General features: G+C 54.7%; 16 protein-coding genes. 14 read left to right on the forward strand and 2 right to left on the reverse strand.

Going from position 1 to position 20,003, the window contains the following annotated elements; translation table 11 throughout:
* Positions 1-100: 100 nt before the first annotated feature.
* The 10 genes from dapA (at position 101) to HMPREF2625_RS06670 (ending at position 12,585) form a co-directional block, all read left to right on the forward strand.
* A complete protein-coding gene (dapA, locus tag HMPREF2625_RS06625) occupies positions 101-1,036 on the forward strand; it encodes a 4-hydroxy-tetrahydrodipicolinate synthase (protein WP_013398754.1) in 936 nt (311 codons plus the stop codon).
* Positions 1,037-1,315: 279 nt separating this feature from the next.
* Positions 1,316-3,040 carry a ribonuclease J gene (locus HMPREF2625_RS06630; protein ID WP_037231921.1) on the forward strand — a complete coding sequence of 575 codons (1,725 nt, stop codon included), beginning with the start codon at positions 1,316-1,318 and terminating at the stop codon, positions 3,038-3,040.
* Positions 3,041-3,271: 231 nt separating this feature from the next.
* On the forward strand, positions 3,272-6,382 hold the full coding sequence (locus tag HMPREF2625_RS06635) for a DNA translocase FtsK (protein ID WP_070523190.1): 3,111 nt from the start codon (positions 3,272-3,274) through the stop codon (positions 6,380-6,382).
* 245 nt (positions 6,383-6,627) lie between these two features.
* Positions 6,628-7,254 (forward strand): CDP-diacylglycerol--glycerol-3-phosphate 3-phosphatidyltransferase, encoded by a 627-nt coding sequence (gene pgsA / locus HMPREF2625_RS06640; protein WP_070523193.1) that lies wholly within the window; start codon positions 6,628-6,630, stop codon positions 7,252-7,254.
* 83 nt (positions 7,255-7,337) lie between these two features.
* Positions 7,338-7,853, forward strand: a complete 516-nt coding sequence (locus HMPREF2625_RS06645) for a CinA family protein (RefSeq protein ID WP_070523196.1) — start codon at positions 7,338-7,340, stop codon at positions 7,851-7,853.
* A 234-nt stretch (positions 7,854-8,087) separates the two neighbouring features.
* Positions 8,088-8,495 carry a helix-turn-helix domain-containing protein gene (locus HMPREF2625_RS06650; RefSeq protein ID WP_004006266.1) on the forward strand — a complete coding sequence of 136 codons (408 nt, stop codon included), beginning with the start codon at positions 8,088-8,090 and terminating at the stop codon, positions 8,493-8,495.
* 157 nt (positions 8,496-8,652) lie between these two features.
* On the forward strand, positions 8,653-8,874 hold the full coding sequence (locus HMPREF2625_RS06655; protein ID WP_004006267.1) for a DUF3046 domain-containing protein: 222 nt from the start codon (positions 8,653-8,655) through the stop codon (positions 8,872-8,874).
* Between the two features lie 321 nt (positions 8,875-9,195).
* Positions 9,196-10,308, forward strand: coding sequence for a recombinase RecA (gene recA / locus HMPREF2625_RS06660; protein ID WP_070523199.1), 1,113 nt, complete (start codon positions 9,196-9,198; stop codon positions 10,306-10,308).
* 128 nt (positions 10,309-10,436) lie between these two features.
* Positions 10,437-11,522 (forward strand): regulatory protein RecX, encoded by a 1,086-nt coding sequence (locus HMPREF2625_RS11055; protein WP_246826732.1) that lies wholly within the window; start codon positions 10,437-10,439, stop codon positions 11,520-11,522.
* Positions 11,523-11,577: 55 nt separating this feature from the next.
* On the forward strand, positions 11,578-12,585 hold the full coding sequence (locus HMPREF2625_RS06670; RefSeq protein ID WP_070523203.1) for a DNA glycosylase AlkZ-like family protein: 1,008 nt from the start codon (positions 11,578-11,580) through the stop codon (positions 12,583-12,585).
* Positions 12,586-12,587: 2 nt separating this feature from the next.
* Here HMPREF2625_RS06670 and HMPREF2625_RS06675 read toward each other — a convergent pair whose 3' ends face one another.
* A complete protein-coding gene (locus HMPREF2625_RS06675) occupies positions 12,588-13,910 on the reverse strand; it encodes a hypothetical protein (RefSeq protein WP_246826733.1) in 1,323 nt (440 codons plus the stop codon).
* 40 nt (positions 13,911-13,950) lie between these two features.
* Between HMPREF2625_RS06675 and miaB the strand changes: the two genes are divergently transcribed.
* The 3 genes from miaB (at position 13,951) to dapF (ending at position 17,512) form a co-directional block, all read left to right on the forward strand.
* Positions 13,951-15,468: a tRNA (N6-isopentenyl adenosine(37)-C2)-methylthiotransferase MiaB gene (miaB, locus tag HMPREF2625_RS06680; protein WP_048755076.1), complete on the forward strand. Its 1,518-nt coding sequence runs from the start codon at positions 13,951-13,953 to the stop codon at positions 15,466-15,468.
* Between the two features lie 55 nt (positions 15,469-15,523).
* Complete coding sequence (gene miaA, locus HMPREF2625_RS06685; RefSeq protein ID WP_070523209.1) at positions 15,524-16,498, forward strand: tRNA (adenosine(37)-N6)-dimethylallyltransferase MiaA; 975 nt, start codon at positions 15,524-15,526, stop codon at positions 16,496-16,498.
* Positions 16,499-16,573: 75 nt separating this feature from the next.
* Complete coding sequence (gene dapF, locus HMPREF2625_RS06690; RefSeq protein WP_013398765.1) at positions 16,574-17,512, forward strand: diaminopimelate epimerase; 939 nt, start codon at positions 16,574-16,576, stop codon at positions 17,510-17,512.
* A gap of 94 nt (positions 17,513-17,606) precedes the next feature.
* On the opposite strand, the gene HMPREF2625_RS06695 is transcribed toward dapF, so the two are convergent.
* Positions 17,607-18,236 carry a class I SAM-dependent methyltransferase gene (locus tag HMPREF2625_RS06695; protein ID WP_070523322.1) on the reverse strand — a complete coding sequence of 210 codons (630 nt, stop codon included), beginning with the start codon at positions 18,234-18,236 and terminating at the stop codon, positions 17,607-17,609.
* Between the two features lie 117 nt (positions 18,237-18,353).
* On the opposite strand from HMPREF2625_RS06695, the gene hflX reads away from it, so the two are divergent.
* On the forward strand, positions 18,354-20,003 hold the full coding sequence (gene hflX / locus HMPREF2625_RS06700; RefSeq protein WP_070523212.1) for a GTPase HflX: 1,650 nt from the start codon (positions 18,354-18,356) through the stop codon (positions 20,001-20,003).

The raw sequence follows: 20,003 nt of genomic DNA on the forward strand, positions 1-20,003 counted from the left end.
GAGCTCAAGAACGCAGAACTCCACAAAAAAGTGAAAATTTTCGGGACAAAAGCAAAATTAATGTAGCGTAAGAATAGCTTAAGATAGTACTCTGGGGTGTATGGCTGAGAACGTGATGAACCCCGGTACTTTTGTAAACCCGCCCTTTGGGCGTCTGCTCACGGCGATGGTAACGCCCTTCGCTCAAGACGGATCTGTGGATGAAAAACAGGTTGCACACCTGGCGGAATACCTCATTGACAATGGTCATGACGGGTTGATTGTCTGTGGCACCACAGGAGAATACTCGACCATGACCGATGATGAGAACGAGCGAGTTTTCGCCATCGTCAAAGAAGCTGTAGGAGACCGTGCCTCTATCGTTGCTGGCGTGGGCTCGAACGACACCGCGCATACCATTGAGCTTGCCCGTCGCGCCGAAAAGGTTGGTGTTGACGGTTTGCTTGTGGTGACTCCCTACTATAACAAGCCCACTCAGCATGGCGTTTACGCGCACTTTAGCACTGTAGCAAAAGCCACCAGTACACCCATCATGCTCTACGATATTCCGGGGCGTGCCAGCATCCCGATTGCCCCCGACACCTACCGTCGGCTGGCAGAACTTGATAATATTGTTGCTGTTAAGGATGCGAAGGCTGACTTTGGCGCCGCAACCGACGTTATGGCAACCACAGATTTGCATTACTACAGTGGTGATGATGGTTTGACTCTGCCTTGGATGGCAGTAGGAGCCGTAGGCTTAGTTTCAGTTACCGCGCATGTGGCACCCATGCTCTTCCGTGAGCTTATCGATGCCGTTGTAGCGCAGGATCTTGTGAGTGCGCAGCGCATTAACCTGCAGCTCGTGCCCATTGTGAACGCCACCATGGGACGAGCCCCCGGCGCCGTTGCTGCCAAAGAAATCCTGGCTTGGCAAGGCGTTCTTGGCACACCTGTTGTACGCCTGCCCCATGTACTTTCCGAACCCGAGGTGGCGGAGGCTATCCGAGCGGATCTGCTTTCCTCCACCATCGCGCAGACTCTTAAAAACGCATAAGACTTTCTGCGGCTAGTTTCGGGCGGACCCAGCGTGACTCGTATGTAGCGAGAAGATCACGTGGGTCCGCTTTCCGTGCAGAAGCGGAACGTGAAGGCGTGGACCCCCTCCTCTAGAGGCGAGATGCGTCCACGACCTTTGGCGAACGGACTCTCAGCCCCTCAAGCCGCATGAGCAGCACCCGCGAAGCAACCCGATACGCTTCGGAGTCTGATACTCACGGCGGGTGCGCCCTTAGACGACACGAAAAATAGAATCATAGAAAACAAGGAGATACGCATGAGCGTTTTTGAAAATGATCTGCCGGCGCCTCCCAAACTGCAGAAAGACACCCTGCGCGTGGTGCCTCTCGGTGGTCTGGGTGAAGTCGGTCGAAATATGACCGTCTACGAAATCAACGGCAAACTGCTGATTGTAGACTGCGGTGTGCTCTTCCCTGAAGAGTCCCAGCCCGGTGTAGACCTAATCCTGCCCGACTTCAGCTATGTGGTCGATCGCCTGGATGATGTAGTCGCCATGGTTCTCACTCACGGGCACGAAGACCACATTGGGGCGGTACCTTATCTGCTTAAGAAACGTCCCGATATTCCCCTCATCGGTTCCGAACTCACTCTCGCTCTGGTAGAAGCGAAGCTTGCCGAGCATCGCATCAAGCCTTATACGCTCACCGTAAAGGAACACCAGATCGAAAAGTTTGGTCCTTTTGAATGCGAGTTCATCGCGGTTAACCACTCTATTCCGGATGCACTCGCCGTATTTATCCGGACTGCTGCAGGCACCGTGCTGCACACCGGCGACTTTAAGATGGATCAGCTTCCGCTGGATGGGCGCATCACCGACCTGCGTCACTTTTCGCGTCTGGGCGACGAAGGTGTGGATCTGTTCCTGCCTGACTCCACAAACGCAGAGGTTCCCGGGTTCACCCCCACCGAAAAAAATATCGGCCCTGTTATATCGAGCGTATTCCGCGATGCACCCAGCCGCATTATCGTGGCCTCATTCTCCTCGCACGTTCACCGTGTGCAGCAGGTGCTCGATGCCGCAGTCGAGCGCGGGCGCAAAGTTGTGTTGGTTGGACGCTCCATGGTGCGCAACATGACCATCGCTGAGAAACTGGGTTACCTCAAGGTACCCGAGGGTGTTCTTGTAGATTTGAAGAAGGTCGATGAATACCGCCCCGATGAGCTTGTACTCATGTGTACCGGTTCGCAGGGCGAGCCGATGGCGGCTCTGTCGCGTATGGCTAATGGCGATCACAAGGTTCAGCTTGAACCGGGCGACACCGTCGTGCTGGCTTCATCGCTGATTCCAGGCAACGAAACCAGCGTGTACCGCATCATTAACGCCCTGATGAAACTCGGCGTGACTGTGGTGCATAAGGGCAACGCGAAGGTTCACGTTTCCGGTCACGCGGCGGCGGGAGAGCTGCTGTACTGCTACAACATTCTGGAACCGAAGAACGTGATGCCTGTTCACGGCGAGGTTCGTCACCTGATTGCTAACGGGGAACTGGCAAAAGAGACAGGCGTTCCCGAAGAAGGCGTGCTCCTGTGCGAATCCGGTACCGTGGTGGATCTCAAAGACGGCGTAGCGAAGATCGTTGGCGAAGTTCCCTGCGAATACCTGTACGTGGATGGGCGTTCTGTCGGTTCGGTGACTGAGGACGATCTTAAGGCACGCCGCGTTCTGGGTGAAGAAGGATTCGTCTCTATCGTGACGGTAATTGATCGTGCTACCAAACGTGTGGTAACCGGGCCAGATATTCATGCCCGCGGTATTGCCGAAGACGATTCGGTCTTCGACGAGATCACCCCCAAAATTACCGCCGCCCTTGAGGATGCGCTTCACCGCGCGCCCGAGAAGGTGCATACGGTACAGCAGCTTCAGCAGATTGTGCGCCGTACCATTGGTGCATGGATCTCCCGCCGCCTGCGCCGTAAACCCATGATCGTCCCGGTGGTCGTTGAGACTAAAACGGATGAGGAGCCTAAGCCGACGGTGTAGCGAGCGCATAGCCCACGGCGAAAGGCGGTGCGGGCACGCTCTGTGCGAACGCACCCCACACAATACACGACAAACGGGGCCGATAGCTACTTGAGCGGTCGGCTCCGTTCCCGTGTACGGTAGCATATGAATACTATGGATGCGTATCACGTTCTTGCCCCGATTGCATCGGTCGCGAGAGAATGACGGCATCTAGCCCCAAGCACATGGAAGGTTGCTAACCTAGTAAATATGGCTTCACGGAGTAATCAAGGGCGTAAAAGCAAAACCGGATCAGCCAAGAAAACCTCGGCACGCGGCTCCCGGGGCACATCTAAGCGCGCGAATACCCCCGAAACTAACCCCGTAGCAAACGCTATTGCGAAAGTGTGGTTAGGCATTGCCCACACGGTGGGCGGCGCGGTGCGTGCTCTTGGGGTGCATCGCACAGATTTAGATCCACAGGCACGCCGAGACGGCGGAGCGCTCTTCATTCTGCTTTTCGGCGTTATTACGGCGGGGGTCGAATGGTATAGCTGGCGCGTCATGTCTGCACCGGCCATTATTCATGCCCCAATTTCGGCATGGCACACCATGCTGGGCGGCGTTTTCGGTCAGGGTGCTATCTTGGTACCGATTCTGAGCTTTATCTTGGCATGGTGCGTTTTCCGTACGCCGGATGATGTTCGCCGCACCAATCGAGTCTCGCTCGGCCTGCTGCTCATCCTTATTGCAGCGTCGCTTTTCTTCGCGATGAACGCCGGATACCCCAGTTTTTCGGGCGGTTTTGAGGCTGTCTGGGCCGGGGGTGGCGCCATTGGTGCGCTTCTTGGACCTCTCATGCAACGCATAGCATTTGTGCAGTGGCTCGTTATTCTGGCTCTCTTCGTCATGGGGCTCATGGTACTGACGGCTACTCCGGTGCGTCAGGTTATTCCGCGGCTTACACATCTCGTTCGCATGGCCTTGGGCGAAAAGCCGGTTGCCTCCACCGATGATGACCCGACCATCGCATACCCGCAGGACGGCTATGATGCGGACTCCACGGCAGCGACTCAGACCGTCGATTTGAGTGCCTCGGAACATGATCGCAGCTATCTTTATGGTGATGAGGAAGAACGCCGTACATCTCGCGGCGGTATCTTCGGGTCAATTAAGCGGTGGTTCGGATTCGGTCGTTCCCAACAGGCCGATCAGGGACTGGATGAATACGTGGGCGATGAGGCATTCGCCAGCCCCGTGGTTAATACTCATGAAGAGTTTTCCGCAACCTCTGCGGATGCCCCCGCGCCGCATTCTTCAGCATCGTCTCAGGGTAGGTTGAGCCGCCTGCCCAAACGCCGCACCGAGAACACCGTGTTCGATCATGAGGCTTCGGATGCGCCCTCGGCACGCCTGGCTCAGGCGCAGCGTGCCGCAGTTGAACACGGTCGTGTGGCGCCGGATGCGCTCTTTGATGTAGAGGCTTTTGATGACACATCGGTGCAGCCTCTCGTGCCCGCCTCATCCGAGCAGAATGTTGCGACAAAGCAGATAGCAAGCCCTCAGACGCAGTCTGCTCAACAGTCACAACCGGAAGCAGTGCAGCAAGGTACATCAGCTAAACCGCAGCAAAGTAGTGGTGCATCTCGTATGCCGCAGACGAAGCCGCAAGCTACGGTCAGCGGAGCAGCGGCTGCCGGTACGGGGGCATCACGACCCCTGCAAAACAACACGCGCACCGCGCATACCGAGCAGGCCCGCCCCGAACAATCCGTCGAGTCTTCGCAGGGCACTTATAACCTGCCCGCAGAACAGATGCTGGTGGCAGGTCCCCCTGCTAAGGAATCATCCGAAGTGAACGAACACGTGGTCGAAGCACTGACCAACGTTTTAGAGCAGTTTAAGGTTGATGCGGTTGTCACCGGGTTCTCGCGCGGTCCGACCGTGACCCGCTACGAGATCGAGCTGGGTGCCGGTACGAAGGTTGAACGTGTGACCGCGCTGAGTAAGAATATCGCCTATGCAGTCGCCAGCCCGGATGTGCGTATCCTATCGCCTATTCCCGGTAAATCGGCGATCGGTATTGAGATTCCAAATACCGACCGCGAGACGGTATCGCTGGGCGATGTCTTACGGTCCCCGCAGGCTCACTCGAACCCGCATCCGATGGTTATGGGCGTGGGTAAAGATGTCGAGGGCGGTTTTGTGCTTGCGAACTTGGCGAAAATGCCGCATATGCTGGTTGCCGGTGCAACCGGTGCCGGTAAGTCTTCGTTCGTGAACTCGATGATCACCTCGATTCTTATGCGTTCTACGCCCGATCAGGTGCGTTTGGTGATGGTGGACCCCAAACGTGTGGAGCTTACCGCCTATGAGGGAATTCCGCACCTGATTACGCCTATTATTACTAACCCGAAGAAGGCAGCAGAGGCGCTTCAATGGGTAGTGCGTGAAATGGATGCACGCTATGACGACCTGGCGCATTACGGGTTTAAGCATGTGGACGATTTCAACAAGGCCGTACGCGAGGGCAAGATTCAGCCTGAGCCGGGGAGTAAACGAAAAATTCACGAGTACCCGTACCTGTTGGTTATCGTGGACGAGCTTGCCGATTTGATGATGGTTGCCCCGCGTGACGTTGAAGAGGCGATTGTTCGTATTACGCAGTTGGCGCGTGCAGCTGGTATTCACCTGGTGCTTGCAACTCAGCGTCCTTCGGTTGACGTGGTGACCGGTCTGATTAAGGCGAACGTTCCTTCGCGTATGGCGTTTGCGACGTCATCGGTCACGGATTCGCGTGTGGTGCTGGATCAACCAGGCGCTGAAAAACTGATCGGTCAGGGCGATGCGCTCTTCCTGCCAATGGGTGCCTCGAAGCCGATGCGTGTGCAGGGTGCGTGGGTCTCTGAATCCGAGATTCACGCGGTTGTTGAGCACGTGAAGCAGCAGGCTCCGACAATTTACCGTGAAGACGTCATGGTTTCTGCCGGGAAGAAGCAGATTGATGAGGAAATCGGCGACGACCTTGATGACCTGCTCCGGGCGGCTGAAATCGTGATTACCACGCAGTTTGGTTCTACCTCAATGCTTCAGCGTAAACTCCGCATGGGCTTTGCGAAGGCGGGGCGCATTATGGATCTGCTGGAGTCTCAAGGCATAGTTGGTCCTTCCGAGGGTTCGAAGGCGCGCGATGTGCTGGTGCGCCCGGACGATCTACAGAATACCTTGGCACGCATCCGGGGTGAAGAGGTGCCCGAACCCGTTGAGGAAACTTTTGAAGACCCGTATGCGCAAGCGGTGAACCCCGCAGAACCTGCCGAATATGCGGTGGAAGAGAGTGATGAGGGCTCGGAGGACGCCTGGCAGCTCACGGGGCGATAAACCAAACAGTCGTATTCAAAGTGTTCTCACATCCTAGAGAGATTCCCGCTTCTGCTGGCATATCGTGCTACGGAAGCGGGAATTTTTCTATTACTGCGAGCCCAAACAAGGATTTATCGTAATGCCGTTCTTATAGGGACGATACCTCGTATACTGGAAAGATATGAGGCGAGGGCTACGCTCTGGGAGTTCCTTGCAGCCAACAACGAGTCGTTGGTACCAGACTGTAGAGACGAAGGGTAACAGTGAGTCAGGAATCAGCATCGGCGGTATCGCAGACCGAGCGTCATGTATCTAACTGGAATCTGCCGAATATTCTGACGGTTGTGCGTATTATTGCAGTTCCTTTTTTCGTTGTAGTGCTCCTTGCAGGCGGAACATTCGGAGCTGAAGATATAGCGCAGCGGTGGCTTGCTTTTGCCCTCTTTATCGCCGCGATGATTACAGACTGGGCGGACGGTTACCTGGCTCGAAGCCGTAACCTCATCACGAGCTTTGGGAAGATCGCTGATCCTATTGCTGATAAGCTCCTCACCGGTGCGGCGTTTATTACCCTTTCTTGGTTGGGCGAGCTGTGGTGGTGGGTGACCGCTGTAATTCTCCTTCGGGAGTGGGGAATCACCATCATGCGTTTTTTCGTTATCAAATACGGGGTTATGGCGGCAAACAAGGGTGGAAAGATCAAAACCGTTTTACAAACCGTTGCTCTCGTGGTGATGCTTTTACCCTTAGGACTCCTCGGCAAACCTTGGTTGGTTCCCGGATGGGTTCTTATGGCGGCGGTAACCGCTATTACCGTCTGGACAGGGGCGGTTTATGTGCGTGATGCCCATCAGCTTCGCCAGACATGGCTGGCGCAGCATCCCGCATAGGCATGAGGCTGGGGACGGTTCTAGATGGACTGTCCCGGTATTTTATACGCCGGATATATCTCGTTGGGAGGAGAGGAGCACTTATGGACGTACTCAAAACGGTACCGCATAGTGCGAAGGAAGCCTCTCAGATGCTTCACGATACGTTGGTCGGTACAGGTCTGACAATCTCTACGGCGGAATCCCTCACGGGAGGAGACGTCGGGGGTACTATCTGCACCGTTGCAGGAGCCTCGGAATACTACCGCGGCGGGGTTATCTCATATGCGAGCGCGGTCAAGGCATCCGTTTTAGGCGTAAACGAAGAGCTTTTAGCTAAGAATGGTTCAGTTGATCCGGAAGTTGCCCGGCAGATGGCGCAGGGAACCGCACGAATCTGTGGAGCTGACTACGGGGTTTCGACCACTGGAGTTGCAGGGCCAGAGCCGCACGACGGTAAGCCCGTTGGTACCGTATTTTTGGGTGTGCATACTCCAGAAGCAACCTATGCCGTACAGCGGCACTATGAGGGGGATCGGGTACAGATTCGCGCCTCGGCAACGGCGGATGCAATTCTCCTGCTGACCCAGGCTGTGCACGGTACTAAGGACGCATCGTAGCCTTATCTAGAGGTCAGCTGAAGTATCTTTTCACGGGATACTTTAATCAAGTTTCCAGGGATTTCCCAGGTACATGGGAATAAAACTATAGCTTGGTAAGTTTGAATATATACTAGCCAGGCTCATATAAACGGTACAGTACCCGAGGCTAGCCGAGAACTAAAAAATGAGTTAGGCTTAATAACTGTAAGAACCGAACACTGGTTGACCTACGTACGAGGAGAAACAACGCATATGACCAAGAAGCGTGTATCTATTAATGGTATTACCCGGTGGAAAGAAATTAACCCAGCTCCGCAGCAGGTAGCTCCTGTTGTGGAAGAGGCAAAGACTGTACCTCTGCGCCAGGCTATTGGCGAGGTTCTTCGTGACGTTCGTCAGCGCCAGGGTCGTACCCTACGCGAGGTTTCACAGAGCGCACGTGTTTCCCTGGGTTATCTCAGCGAAGTTGAGCGTGGGCAGAAGGAAGCTTCTTCGGAGCTTTTGGCATGGATTTGCCAGGCGCTTGATATCCCGATGTACCAGATGCTCCGTGAAGTCGCCGACCGTATGGCAATTCTAGAGGGCGTACACGTTCCGGATACCGTTCCCGCCGAGCTTGCTGAGCAGTACCGTAACGATTACATGATGGCTTCGCTCTAAGAAACCTATGTGAGCGAACCGCGCATCCGTTATGATGCGCGGTTCGCTTTTTTATGCATTGACAACGGTAGAGGTCTACCTTCGCAGGGGACTCTGATAAAGCATTCTCGTGATTTTTTCGGATGTGCTCTGAGACAGGAGAGCGTAAGGAGGGATGATGAAACTCAGCGAGTTTTGGACAAATATGGACTACGAATTCGGTGCTGGGTATGCCCGAGTTTTGGCGGGAGATTTGGTGCTTGGGTCGCTTGGGAATATGACGGCTTTAGAGGCACTTGAAGCTGGGGTTGCACCGAAGGATGTTTGGCTTGCGGTCTGCGAGACACAGGATATTCCGGAGGTTCGCCGTTTGGGACCCGACCGTGAACCGCGCAGGTAGCCGAATCCATGAATTGCTGCGGAATAAGTCCGGTTTAGGGGTTGTTGCGATGCTGTATGTGGAGACTCTGAGATAGACACGGCGAGCATAAATTCGAAAAAATTTGCCGAAAATTTGTGCGATTTATAGGATTTTTGTTCGAGTCATGCTAATCTATCCACAGAGTAAAATATCTGTACTTTCTGGGGGATTTTTCCACATTCTTCCGCCGCCGGTCTTAAAGTGTCAGGCGGACTTCGTAGAGTAGTGTGCAGAGGGTGGCGAGAAGCACCTCCCGAAGAATCATTGAGACCTTCTATTGATAGAACGAGGTAACTAACCGTGGCAAAGAACAGCAAGGCACAGGGCGTCGCTCGTGTTCCTGAAGAAGGCCGTGCCAAGGCACTCGAAGCCGTGATGGCTAAAATTGACAAGGATTATGGTAAAGGCGCGATTATGCGTCTAGGCGATAAAGAGACCGTGAAAACGGAGGTTATTTCAACCGGCGCTATCGCTTTGGATGCTGCTCTCGGTATCGGCGGACTGCCCCGCGGCCGTGTGATTGAAATTTATGGTCCTGAATCTTCTGGTAAGACCACTGTCGCTCTGCATGCTGTAGCGAATGTGCAGAAAGCGGGCGGTATCGCGGCGTTTATTGATGCTGAACATGCACTCGATCCGGTCTATGCTGCCAAACTCGGCGTTGACACCGATGCCCTCTTGGTATCGCAGCCCGATACTGGGGAACAGGCACTCGAAATTATGGATATGCTGGTTGGTTCCGGCGCTGTTGATATCGTTGTGGTCGATTCTGTAGCGGCTCTCGTTCCCCGCGCCGAGATTGACGGCGATATGGGTGATTCTCATGTGGGCCTGCAGGCGCGTTTGATGAGCCAGGCTCTCCGTAAGATTACGGGTCGCCTGGCGTCCACCGGCACTACAGCAATCTTCATTAACCAGCTTCGTGAGAAGATCGGCGTGTTCTTTGGTTCTCCCGAAACCACGACCGGCGGTAAGGCCCTGAAGTTCTACGCCTCGGTGCGTATCGATATTCGACGTATTGAGACCTTAAAGGACGGGGCGAATCCCATTGGCAATAAAACTCGTGCCAAGATCGTGAAGAATAAGATGGCTCCTCCCTTCAAACAGGCCGAGTTCGACATTCTGTATGGTGAGGGTATCTCCGTTGAAGGCGGTATTCTTGACCTCGCGGTAGAGCATGACATCGTCAAGAAGTCTGGCGCCTGGTTTACCTATGATGGCGAACAGCTGGGGCAGGGGCGTGAGAACGTGCGTAAACTGCTCAAGGATAACCCGGAATTGACTGAGGAACTACAGTATAAGGTCCTCGTAAAACTCGGAATTATCGATCCTGAAGGGGAGGAATCTTCGGAAGAGGCTGAAGCCACATCGGTTGAGGCCGATCCTCTCAACGAGCTCGCAGAAGAATTCTAAACAAGATGGCGTGTGCCGCGCATTAGCTTTGAGGATGCGCGGCACACGCTCAGCATATCTGAGGACTCTACACCTTTGAGGCGTTGTACCTACAGGATTACAGCATCGAACCAGCACAGGAAGGCGGCATGGGTAACGATTGGTTGGCGGATGCCTGGGGTGATAACCCGTTGAGTGACCCTGCGATTTCTGACGCTGAAACAACTTCTGATGCTGCAGAGGGCAAAGCCACAGGATTCTCTGATTGGCATCCCGCCGCACACGGATATGTGGAAGACAAACCCGACCCCGATTCTGTACCCTATCGTTCTTCCTCATCGCGCTCGTTCCCACGCACACGAGGGGGAGGGGCGGCAACTCAACATGATGCAGAACCCCGTACACAAAACGCTTCATCAAAAACCTCAGCAGAGCGTACATCGGGCGCCCGTAAGAAGCGTCGAAACCCGGACTGGAAAAAAGGATTCCGGCGCCCCAAGAACACCGAAAAATCGCCCTTCGCCCCGGCTATTGGGGCTCATCGTGCAGAGGAAGAACATCCAGAAAAAGTACGAAAGAAGAAAAGGTCATCAGGCCCATTATTTCGTGAGGGGAGTGCCCTCAACGAACCTTTGAGCACCGAAGAAGAAGCTCTTATTCGAGGTATCGCTGCCGAAGAAAAAACGAATGTTCCGGGCACCAATCGCTCAGGACGTTGGAAACAGCGCGAAGAGCCAGATCCGTACACGCGAGCAAAGACTCTGGTTTACAATCAGCTGGCGTATTCTGCTAAATCCCGCGCGCAGCTGCAGAAAAAACTTGCCGATAAAGGGTTTGAGGAAAGCCTGATAGATTCACTGCTCGATAAATTTGAGGCTGCTCACCTGATTGACGATGCCGAGTATGCGCGTTCCTTTGTGGAACAGCGGGGAAAACATAAGAAACTTTCTCGAACCGCTCTGCGCCGTGAACTCAAAGAGCGAGGAATTACCGGAGAACTTGCTGAAGATGCGCTCGCTGCACGCACGGACGAAGATGAGCGTCAGGACGCGGCGGAGCTCGTGCGCAAAAAACTGCGTCCTTCTATGAATTTCTCAGATCGTACCGAGAAGGAGAAAATCATGCGTCGGCTAGTAGGTATGCTGGCACGTCGAGGATATTCTTCATCTGTAGCGTTTTCGGTGGTAAAAGAAGAAATCGAGAGGTACCGCAGCGAGCAAGAAGAAGACTGTTGAGTATTCTTCATCAGAAGAGTATCCAGCGGATCCAGCAACAGATAAGAGGTAATCTATGCAGCCGTTACAAGAACTTCGTGCCAGGCGTATGATCGCCCAGCTCCTCGCCCCAAGCGCAGCCCATCGCGATATAGGGGTAGATGCCGACACTCTACAGCAAGAGACGAATGCTGCGGCATATGCCTTAGACCATCTCTACGCTGTTCAGGGGCAAAACTATAACGCCGGTGTGCGTGCCATTGCGCTACGAGCTGGGTGCAGTACTGACACAGTTCTTGAAGGCATTCACGACTACAGCATTGTACGTTCGTGGCCCATGCGCGGGACACTCCACTTTTTGACTCTTAATAGTGCAGATTCGCTGTATGCTGCTGTCGCTGGCCGAGGCGCGAAGCCTCAACCCACCTATATGCGTCAATGTAACTTTACGCTCGAAGACTTTGAGCGGTGGCGTGAGCACCTTCATGACGCTTTACAAACCAGGGGACATCTTGAGCCGCTCACTCGCACTGACCTCTACACCATTCTGGATGAATACGGCTATAGCGGGCCAAGTTCGCGGCGCAGCCACCTCATTCGACTCTACGGCGGTGAGGGCACGGTTCTTCAAGGGCCGCTCCGGGAAAAAGAAGAAAGCTTCGTGCACCGCGACTCCATACCTGTGCCCCGCACAAAATACGAGCGAAAACAGGCACTGGCTGAACTGGGTACACGTTATATATGCGGTCACGGGCCGGTGACCGCGGAGGATCTGCGCTGGTGGGCTGGGATTACAATAACCGATGCCCGGTATGCGTTTGAACATGCTCGCTGCACCCAGACTATTGTGCTGGGCGGGCAAGAATATGCGGTAGGTTCCTGGCAAGAAGGCATTACCCGTTCGGAGCTTAAGGATGCGCTCAACCGAGAGCTTAGCCTCCCGGCCTTCGACGAGTATCTGCTGGGGTACGCCGATAAGAGTTTTGCATTGCGTGAGGAACTGCGTCCGCAGGTTCTCACCTGGAACGGAATTAGCTGGGATTTTACGCTTGCCGCCGGTGAGGCAACTGGACGTGCCGTCTAAGTCTACTTTTCGAGGTTCTTACCGTAATCGCCAAGGCGCTGGATGAGATCGTAAAGCGCGGGGTCTTGAGTGTTCCCAAGAGTAAGCAGGATGCGCATCAGCTCGGCACCCTGATAGCAAATGCGGGGAAGAACCTGTACCCGGGATCCGTCGGCGTAAAGCTCCAAAAGCGTACACACTGTAATAGCTGCGCACACCGCAATGTCTTCTGCAAGCCTGGCATCTAAAGGTATTTCACCGAAGAGGACCGTATAAAATTTAGGGAGCTCCTGTTCCCTATCCACCCGGTAATGCGGGTACTGGGGCGACGAGGGAAACCCGAGCATCGCCTCCACAAAAGGGAATCCGCGGTGGTGGATACAGGTTCCTTCCGTATCAAAGGCGCGGGTGCCTATACCACGAGAAGGTGCCATATCGGCAGGGGAGTACAGCACGTTATGCGGCGAAAAATCTCCCGACGAGAGCATATAGACCTGCCCGCGGCTACGTTTAAATTGCTCGGGTACCGGCGGGCGTTTGAGGAAAAATGGCTGAGTAATGCGATGGAACCGGAAGATTAGTTCTTGGAGATCGTTTGTAGGTTCTTCGGCATCTTCGCTCCGTTCTGCCGGGAGATCGGGATATAGGCGTTGAAGTCCCTTCTCTGCGAGTTTCGGGGAGGGCATTGCCCCCGGGAACTGTGCCCTGCGGTCCGCCCTCGCAAGCGATGCGCGATATTCATCGACGGTGTCGTCAAAAATTCCCTGCCGAGCAAATTCACCCCACACTGCCGCGTAAGCCGCAAAAGCGCGTGCCGTATTATTCTGGTTGAAAAGCTGCGTGGAAGTATCAGCTATAAGGGAGTTTGCAACGGGTACCGACCCTTCAAAAACCACGTCTTCGAGTGCTAAGCAGCGTAGATCATCATCAACACCGTAGAGGGCAGGGTAGATATCTGGAACCATTTCATCGAGGGCAACCGCACCGTATTTTTCCCGAAGGTATCCAAAACCGCCTGCGTTAGTCGCCGAATCTCCGCGGCGATAACGTTTTAAGATGACAGATTCGGGCTGCCAGGGTGTATGCGGGTTAGATCCATAGCGTACTCGCAGCACTACCGAGCGCATTCCGGTTGAGAGAATCGTCAGCGAGAGCGGAATCCGATCTCCGATAGCCGGTAGGGTTGCCGCCCACGAAAGCATCTTGAGAACACTGACCCGGAACGCCTCAGAATCGGCGGGGGAGTGCGTGGGCGCGGGATGGTATTCCGCGATGGCACGCTCAAGAATAGTCGCGAGGGGATCATCAGGATATTGGCCGGAAGAATTACTAAGGGATACCTGCATAGAGCCATTATCCACCATCCGCTACCCTAATGGCGTGAGCATGACCCTAAATGATTTTTCTGCTGAATCCGCAACGTCCGCCGAAACTCCCCGAACCTATGAAGTTCGCACCTTTGGCTGTCAAATGAACGTTCACGATTCTGAACGTATGTCTGGTTTGCTAGAAGCGAACGGGTATGTACGCGCCGCCGAGGGGGAAGAACCCGACCTCGTGGTGTTTAACACATGCGCGGTGCGCGAGAACGCATCAAATCGTCTCTACGGACATTTGGGACAGTTGGCCTCCGTGAAGCGGCGCCACGAAGGCATGCAAATTGCTGTAGGCGGATGCCTGGCTCAAAAAGACCAGAACACTATTATCGAAAAAGCCCCTTGGGTAGATGTCGTGTTCGGCACCCACAATATTGGCTCGCTCCCCACACTCCTTGAACGCGCCCGCCACAATCACGAAGCGCAGGCGGAACTGCTCGAATCGCTTGAGGTGTTCCCCTCGACCCTACCCACTAAACGTGACCATGTGTACTCGGGCTGGGTTTCAATCTCCGTGGGATGCAACAACACTTGTACCTTCTGTATCGTGCCGTCACTGCGCGGTAAAGAGAAAGATCGTCGACCCGGCGATATCCTCGCTGAAGTTCAAGCGCTCGTCGATGACGGCGCGATCGAAGTAACTCTGCTTGGGCAGAACGTGAACTCCTACGGCGTGGAATTTGGGGACCGTCAGGCATTCTCCAAGCTATTGCGCGCCTGCGGTGATATTGAGGGGCTGGAACGAGTACGGTTCACGTCACCGCATCCAGCTATGTTCACCGACGATGTGATAGAAGCGATGGCAGAAACCCCGAACGTCATGCCTGTTCTGCATATGCCGCTTCAATCGGGATCGGATAAGGTACTCAAAGACATGCGCCGCTCATACCGATCCAAGAAATTCTTGGGCATTTTAGAGAAGGTGCGCGAGCGTATTCCGCACGCTGTCATTACCACCGATATTATCGTGGGGTTCCCCGGTGAGAGCGAAGAAGACTTCCAGGATACGCTACGCGTGGTGGAGCAGGCGCGGTTCTCGTCAGCGTTTACCTTCCAGTACTCAATTCGTCCCGGCACCCCGGCGGCGACTATGGAAAACCAGATTCCAAAAGATGTTGTGCAGGAGCGCTACGAACGCCTAGTGGCTCTGCAGGACCGTATTGCGGGCGAAGAGAACCGTAAACAGTTGGGTAAAACCGTTGAGCTGATGGTTGTCGCCGAGTCTGGGCGTAAAGCGCAGCAGACGCATCGTCTGGCGGGTCGCGGACCGGATCAGCGCCTCGTGCATTTCTCAGTACCTGCCGGGTGCGAAGAGCCTCGCCCTGGAGATATGGTGACCGTTCCTATCACTGAGGCAGGGTCATTCCATCTGATTTCAGATCCCACCGCTGAGCAGTATCAGCTTCGCCGCACCCGCGCCGGGGACGCCTGGGACCGTTCACAGGCTGAATCCTGCGGCGCCGGAACTACCCAGGCTTCGGGTGGTCCGGTGGGGCTTGGCATGCCCACTATTGGTCCTAAATCCTAGATACCGTAGGGCGTGCGCGCGGTCTCATATTATAGTAGACCCGTACAATAGACCCATGACGTACCCCTTAGAGCCTCCTATTGTCGCTATTGTCGGTGCCACCGGTACTGGTAAGAGTGCGCTCGCAATTGCTCTTGCTCGGCATCTTGGCGGTGAATGCGTAAACGCGGATTCCATGCAGTTCTATCGCGGTATGAATATCGGAACTGCTAAGATTACCGCTGAGGAAATGCAGGGGGTTCCTCACCATCTGCTCGATATTTTGGATATCACGCAGGAAGCTTCGGTAGCAGAATTTCAGCATCAAGCCCGGCAGCTCTTTGCGGATATTAGAGCGCGCGGTAAGTACCCTATTCTGGTGGGCGGATCCGGTCTCTATGTTCGGGCGGCTCTCGATAAACTCGATTTTCCCGGCACGGATTCGGCAGTACGGACTCGGCTGGAGCAGGAAGCCGCCCAGCAGGGGATCGGTGTTTTGCGCACACGCCTGGCTCAGGTCGATCCTGACTCTGCGGCGCGTGTTCACGACGAACGGCGCGTTATCCGTGCCCTCGAAGTTTTTGAGGTGACGGGGCGTCCCTTTTCTGCCTTTATGCCAGTACGCGAATATGTCTCACCCGCCATACAGATTGGGCTTGATATGGATCGTGAACGCCTCCACGAACGCCTGTACCGGCGGGTGGTGAACATGGCGGAATCAGGGCTTTTAGATGAAGTACGAACGCTGGAACAGCATGGTCTGCGCGAGGGAAAGACCGCCTCACGTGCCATCGGGTACGCCCAGTTTTTGAAGGTTTTGGATGCGCAGACTACCGCCTCCGACCCCGCGTTGAGCGCGACGTATACTCTGCACGATGCGATCGAAGACACCGCGACGGCAACCCGACAATTTGCGCGCCGTCAGATAACCTGGTTTCGCGGGGACGACCGCGTACACTGGTTTGACGCCGAATCGAAGAACCTGCTCAGCCAAGCGCTTGAGGTCGTGCACCAGGCGAGTCAAAGCTGTAAAGGGCCGAAACCCGCTTAAGCAGCGCATCCTCTGCGGTAAACCGGTAGAATTTACAGAGATTTAGTCACGAAGAACGAAGGGTAGAGAACGAGCATGACCGATGGCGTATCCACGTGGGGAGAACTAGCCGGGCGTACTCTGACAAAGGGGCATGGAACGGGTAATGACTTTATATTTCTGACCGACCCAGCCTCTGAGATCCCGCTCGATGCTGACCTCATCGCGCGTGTCTGCGATCGTCATTTTGGAATTGGTGCTGACGGCTTTATCCGTGCAGCGTATACCGAAAATTTCAGGACCGGGCAGAATATGCTGGAAGAACATCCAGACGCTATCTGGTTTATGGATTATCGCAATGGTGACGGCTCGATCGCCGAAATGTGCGGGAATGGTGTGCGTGCCTTCGTCGATTACTTGCGTACTGAGGGAATGATTGATCTTGAGGTGGGTGAGACTGTCAAGATTGCTACGCGAGGCGGTGTCAAAATCGTGGCGCGCACCGAAGAAGGATATGCCATTGATATGGGTCCGTGGAGTTTTATCCATGGAGACACAGCACGCGAAAGTGGTGAAGATTCGCATGTTTCGGCGCGTGGGTTGATGACTCCCCGAGCCGGTCTGTCGATTTCGATGGGTAACCCCCACACTGTGGTGATGCTGGGTCAGGAAGGCAAGTTGGACGGACTCGATCTGAACAGTCAACCACAGGTAAATCCAGCCCCCGAAAAAGGAACTAACGTTGAGTTTGTGGTTCCGGTTGATCTAGAAACATCCGACGAGAATAAAAACGTTGGAGCCATCAGGATGCGCGTATACGAACGCGGCGTGGGTGAGACTCTATCCTGCGGGACTGGCGCATGCGCGGCCGCTGCGGCAACCCGTTTTTGGGGCGGCGAAGAGGCACCCGATGAATGGCTGGTTCATGTTCCCGGTGGCACGCTCGCAGTAACCTTCGTCCTAGGCCCCGACGACCTAGAACACGTCGTTTTAGCAGGGCCAGCTCAGACGGTTGCCAAGATTGAGCTCCACTAACCTACGAAGGAGTTTTGAGAACTTATGCCCGTCAGCCTTCTTCTGAGGCGGAGAAGCTGGCGGGCATTATCGCGTGAGCATTCACCTGAAGCCTTTAAGAACCTTTGGAAGAACGCACAACCTCCAAGATACGGAACCCCTTCGACATGGCATATCGAGATACCGAAAACTCGGATCCAAAATGTTCGGTGAGCTGCGCATCCAGCCATTTTTGCAGGGAATCAGAACCTAAATTCTTTTGAACCACCAGATAGGCCGCACCGCCGGGCGCTAGCCGCGGAAGCCACGTGAGCAGAATATTGTGCAGAACCTCTTTACCCACGCGAATCGGAGGATTGGACCAGATAGTATCGAAACGTAATGTGGGATCTATCTCATCAGGGGTGCTCACCGAGACGTTATGCAGCCCCAAAGCGCGGGCATTCTGTTCTGTAAGCGAAAGCGACCGGGAATTGACGTCAATCCCATAAACCTCAGATTGCGGAGCAAGCATAGCTAAAGATAACGCGATGGGCCCCCAGCCGCATCCAATATCGAGCATATATTTTCCGTGCGGCTCAGGTACTTGCGCTAAAAGAACCGCAGTTCCCTTGTCTATTCCCGAAGGACTAAAAATACCGTTCGCGGTCGTCACGGAAACCTGACGCCCCGCCAACTCAACCTGAACCGTTCGAGGTTTGAACTCGACTTCGGGAGACGAGGAAAAATAATGCTGTTCGCTCATGAATCCAGTGTACCCGGCTGCACCCCGCATCATCGCTGCTACGCTGATGCGCCCACAGCGAGAGATACCCGAAAGCCGCGACAACTGCGGCATGCGACCGCTAAAATAGAGGAACATATGAAATTAACAGATACCTCTTTTTCCAGCGAAAAGCTACCCAGTGATGAGCAGCTACGCCGAACCGTAGAACGAGTCTTAGGCCGTGCAGATGCAGCGGCACAGACCACTATCTACCCCGAAAGCACCGGTAGCACCGCACAACGCCGCGTGCTCGATACCCGTGCCCGAGAAATTTCCAATAATCAGCGGGAACATTCAGAATTTGACGGCGAGCAGGAAGACCTCGCCGAACGCCGCGCATTACGCCGAGTCGCCGGGCTTTCTACCGAGCTCGATGATGTGACCGAAGTCGAATACCGTCAGCTGCGCCTAGAACGCGTGGTTCTCGCCGGGCTATGGACCGAAGGGACCGTCGAAGATGCTGAGAACTCCCTGCGAGAACTCGCTGCACTCGCCGAAACCGCAGGATCTGAAGTGCTGGACGGGCTAGTTCAGCGCCGCCTCAAACCAGACCCCGGAACTTTTCTTGGCTCAGGAAAAGCCCTCGAACTCAAAGACATTGTTGAGGCAACCGGTGCTGATACCGTGATCGTCGATTCTGAATTAGCACCCTCACAACGACGAGCCCTCGAAGATATCGTCAAAGTCAAAGTGATCGATCGTACCGCCCTGATTCTAGACATCTTCGCTCAACACGCGAAATCTCGTGAAGGCAAAGCACAGGTCGAACTTGCCCAACTCGAATACATGCTTCCGCGTCTGCGCGGCTGGGGCGCGTCTCTGTCACGCCAGGCAGGCGGGCGTGCAGCATCCGGTGAAGGCATTGGTTCACGCGGACCTGGTGAAACCAAAATTGAGATGGATCGCCGCCGTCTACGTGCCCGCATGGCAAAGCTCAAGCGCGAAATAGCCGCTATGGCGCCCGCACGTGAGACAAAACGCCTAAGCCGTAAACGCAACAGGGTACCCTCGGTTGCTATCGCGGGGTATACGAACGCAGGTAAGTCGTCGTTGCTGAATCGTCTGACCGACGCTGGTGTCTTAGTGGAGAACGCTCTCTTCGCAACCCTGGATCCGACCGTGCGCAAAGCACAGACTCCGGACGGCATCGGCTATACGCTTTCGGACACTGTAGGATTCGTGCGCTCGCTACCCACCCAGCTCGTGGAAGCATTCCGTTCCACGCTCGAAGAGGTAGCCGATGCAGACGTGATTCTGCATGTGGTAGACGCATCTCACCCAGACCCTGAGGGGCAGATTCGCGCCGTGCGTGAGGTTATCGCAGATTTAGATGCTCGCCGTATACCCGAGATTATTGTGCTCAATAAAGCGGATGCGGCAGATCCCTTTATCCTCGAACGCATGCGGCAGCGCGAACCGAACCACGTCATCGTTTCGGCGCGCACAGGGGAGGGCATTGACGAACTCAAGCAGAAGATTGCGGATACAATTCCGCGGCCATCGCTTGAAGTTAAATTACTGATCCCTTACAACCACGGTGAAGTTATTTCCCGTCTTCATGCTTGGGACGCTGAGATTAAAAGTACTGCGTTTGTCTCAGATGGAACCTTTGTCACCGCTTTGGTGCGTGAGGATGTTGCCGCAGAACTCTCTGACTATGTGATCGACGGCGAGCTCCTTGAAGTGCTTGAATTGGAGCTTCAAGACTCTGCCTCTGAACCCGAAAACGTCTGTGAACTCGCGTGA

This window comes from Rothia sp. HMSC064D08 (genome assembly GCF_001809525.1).
Classification (GTDB): Bacteria; Actinomycetota; Actinomycetes; order Actinomycetales; family Micrococcaceae; genus Rothia; species Rothia dentocariosa.

Excerpts from the sequence above, each read along its gene's own strand:
- HMPREF2625_RS06675 (WP_246826733.1), bottom strand. The coding sequence starts at position 13,910 with ATGCAGGTATCCCTTAGTAATTCTTCCGGCCAATATCCTGATGATCCC.
- HMPREF2625_RS06655 (WP_004006267.1), top strand. The coding sequence starts at position 8,653 with ATGAAACTCAGCGAGTTTTGGACAAATATGGACTACGAATTCGGTGCT.
- HMPREF2625_RS11055 (WP_246826732.1), top strand. The coding sequence starts at position 10,437 with ATGGGTAACGATTGGTTGGCGGATGCCTGGGGTGATAACCCGTTGAGT.
- HMPREF2625_RS06635 (WP_070523190.1), top strand. The coding sequence starts at position 3,272 with ATGGCTTCACGGAGTAATCAAGGGCGTAAAAGCAAAACCGGATCAGCC.
- HMPREF2625_RS06650 (WP_004006266.1), top strand. The coding sequence starts at position 8,088 with ATGACCAAGAAGCGTGTATCTATTAATGGTATTACCCGGTGGAAAGAA.
- dapA (WP_013398754.1), top strand. The coding sequence starts at position 101 with ATGGCTGAGAACGTGATGAACCCCGGTACTTTTGTAAACCCGCCCTTT.
- miaA (WP_070523209.1), top strand. The coding sequence starts at position 15,524 with ATGACGTACCCCTTAGAGCCTCCTATTGTCGCTATTGTCGGTGCCACC.
- miaB (WP_048755076.1), top strand. The coding sequence starts at position 13,951 with ATGACCCTAAATGATTTTTCTGCTGAATCCGCAACGTCCGCCGAAACT.
- dapF (WP_013398765.1), top strand. The coding sequence starts at position 16,574 with ATGACCGATGGCGTATCCACGTGGGGAGAACTAGCCGGGCGTACTCTG.
- hflX (WP_070523212.1), top strand. The coding sequence starts at position 18,354 with ATGAAATTAACAGATACCTCTTTTTCCAGCGAAAAGCTACCCAGTGAT.
- HMPREF2625_RS06630 (WP_037231921.1), top strand. The coding sequence starts at position 1,316 with ATGAGCGTTTTTGAAAATGATCTGCCGGCGCCTCCCAAACTGCAGAAA.
- HMPREF2625_RS06695 (WP_070523322.1), bottom strand. The coding sequence starts at position 18,236 with ATGAGCGAACAGCATTATTTTTCCTCGTCTCCCGAAGTCGAGTTCAAA.
- HMPREF2625_RS06670 (WP_070523203.1), top strand. The coding sequence starts at position 11,578 with ATGCAGCCGTTACAAGAACTTCGTGCCAGGCGTATGATCGCCCAGCTC.
- HMPREF2625_RS06645 (WP_070523196.1), top strand. The coding sequence starts at position 7,338 with ATGGACGTACTCAAAACGGTACCGCATAGTGCGAAGGAAGCCTCTCAG.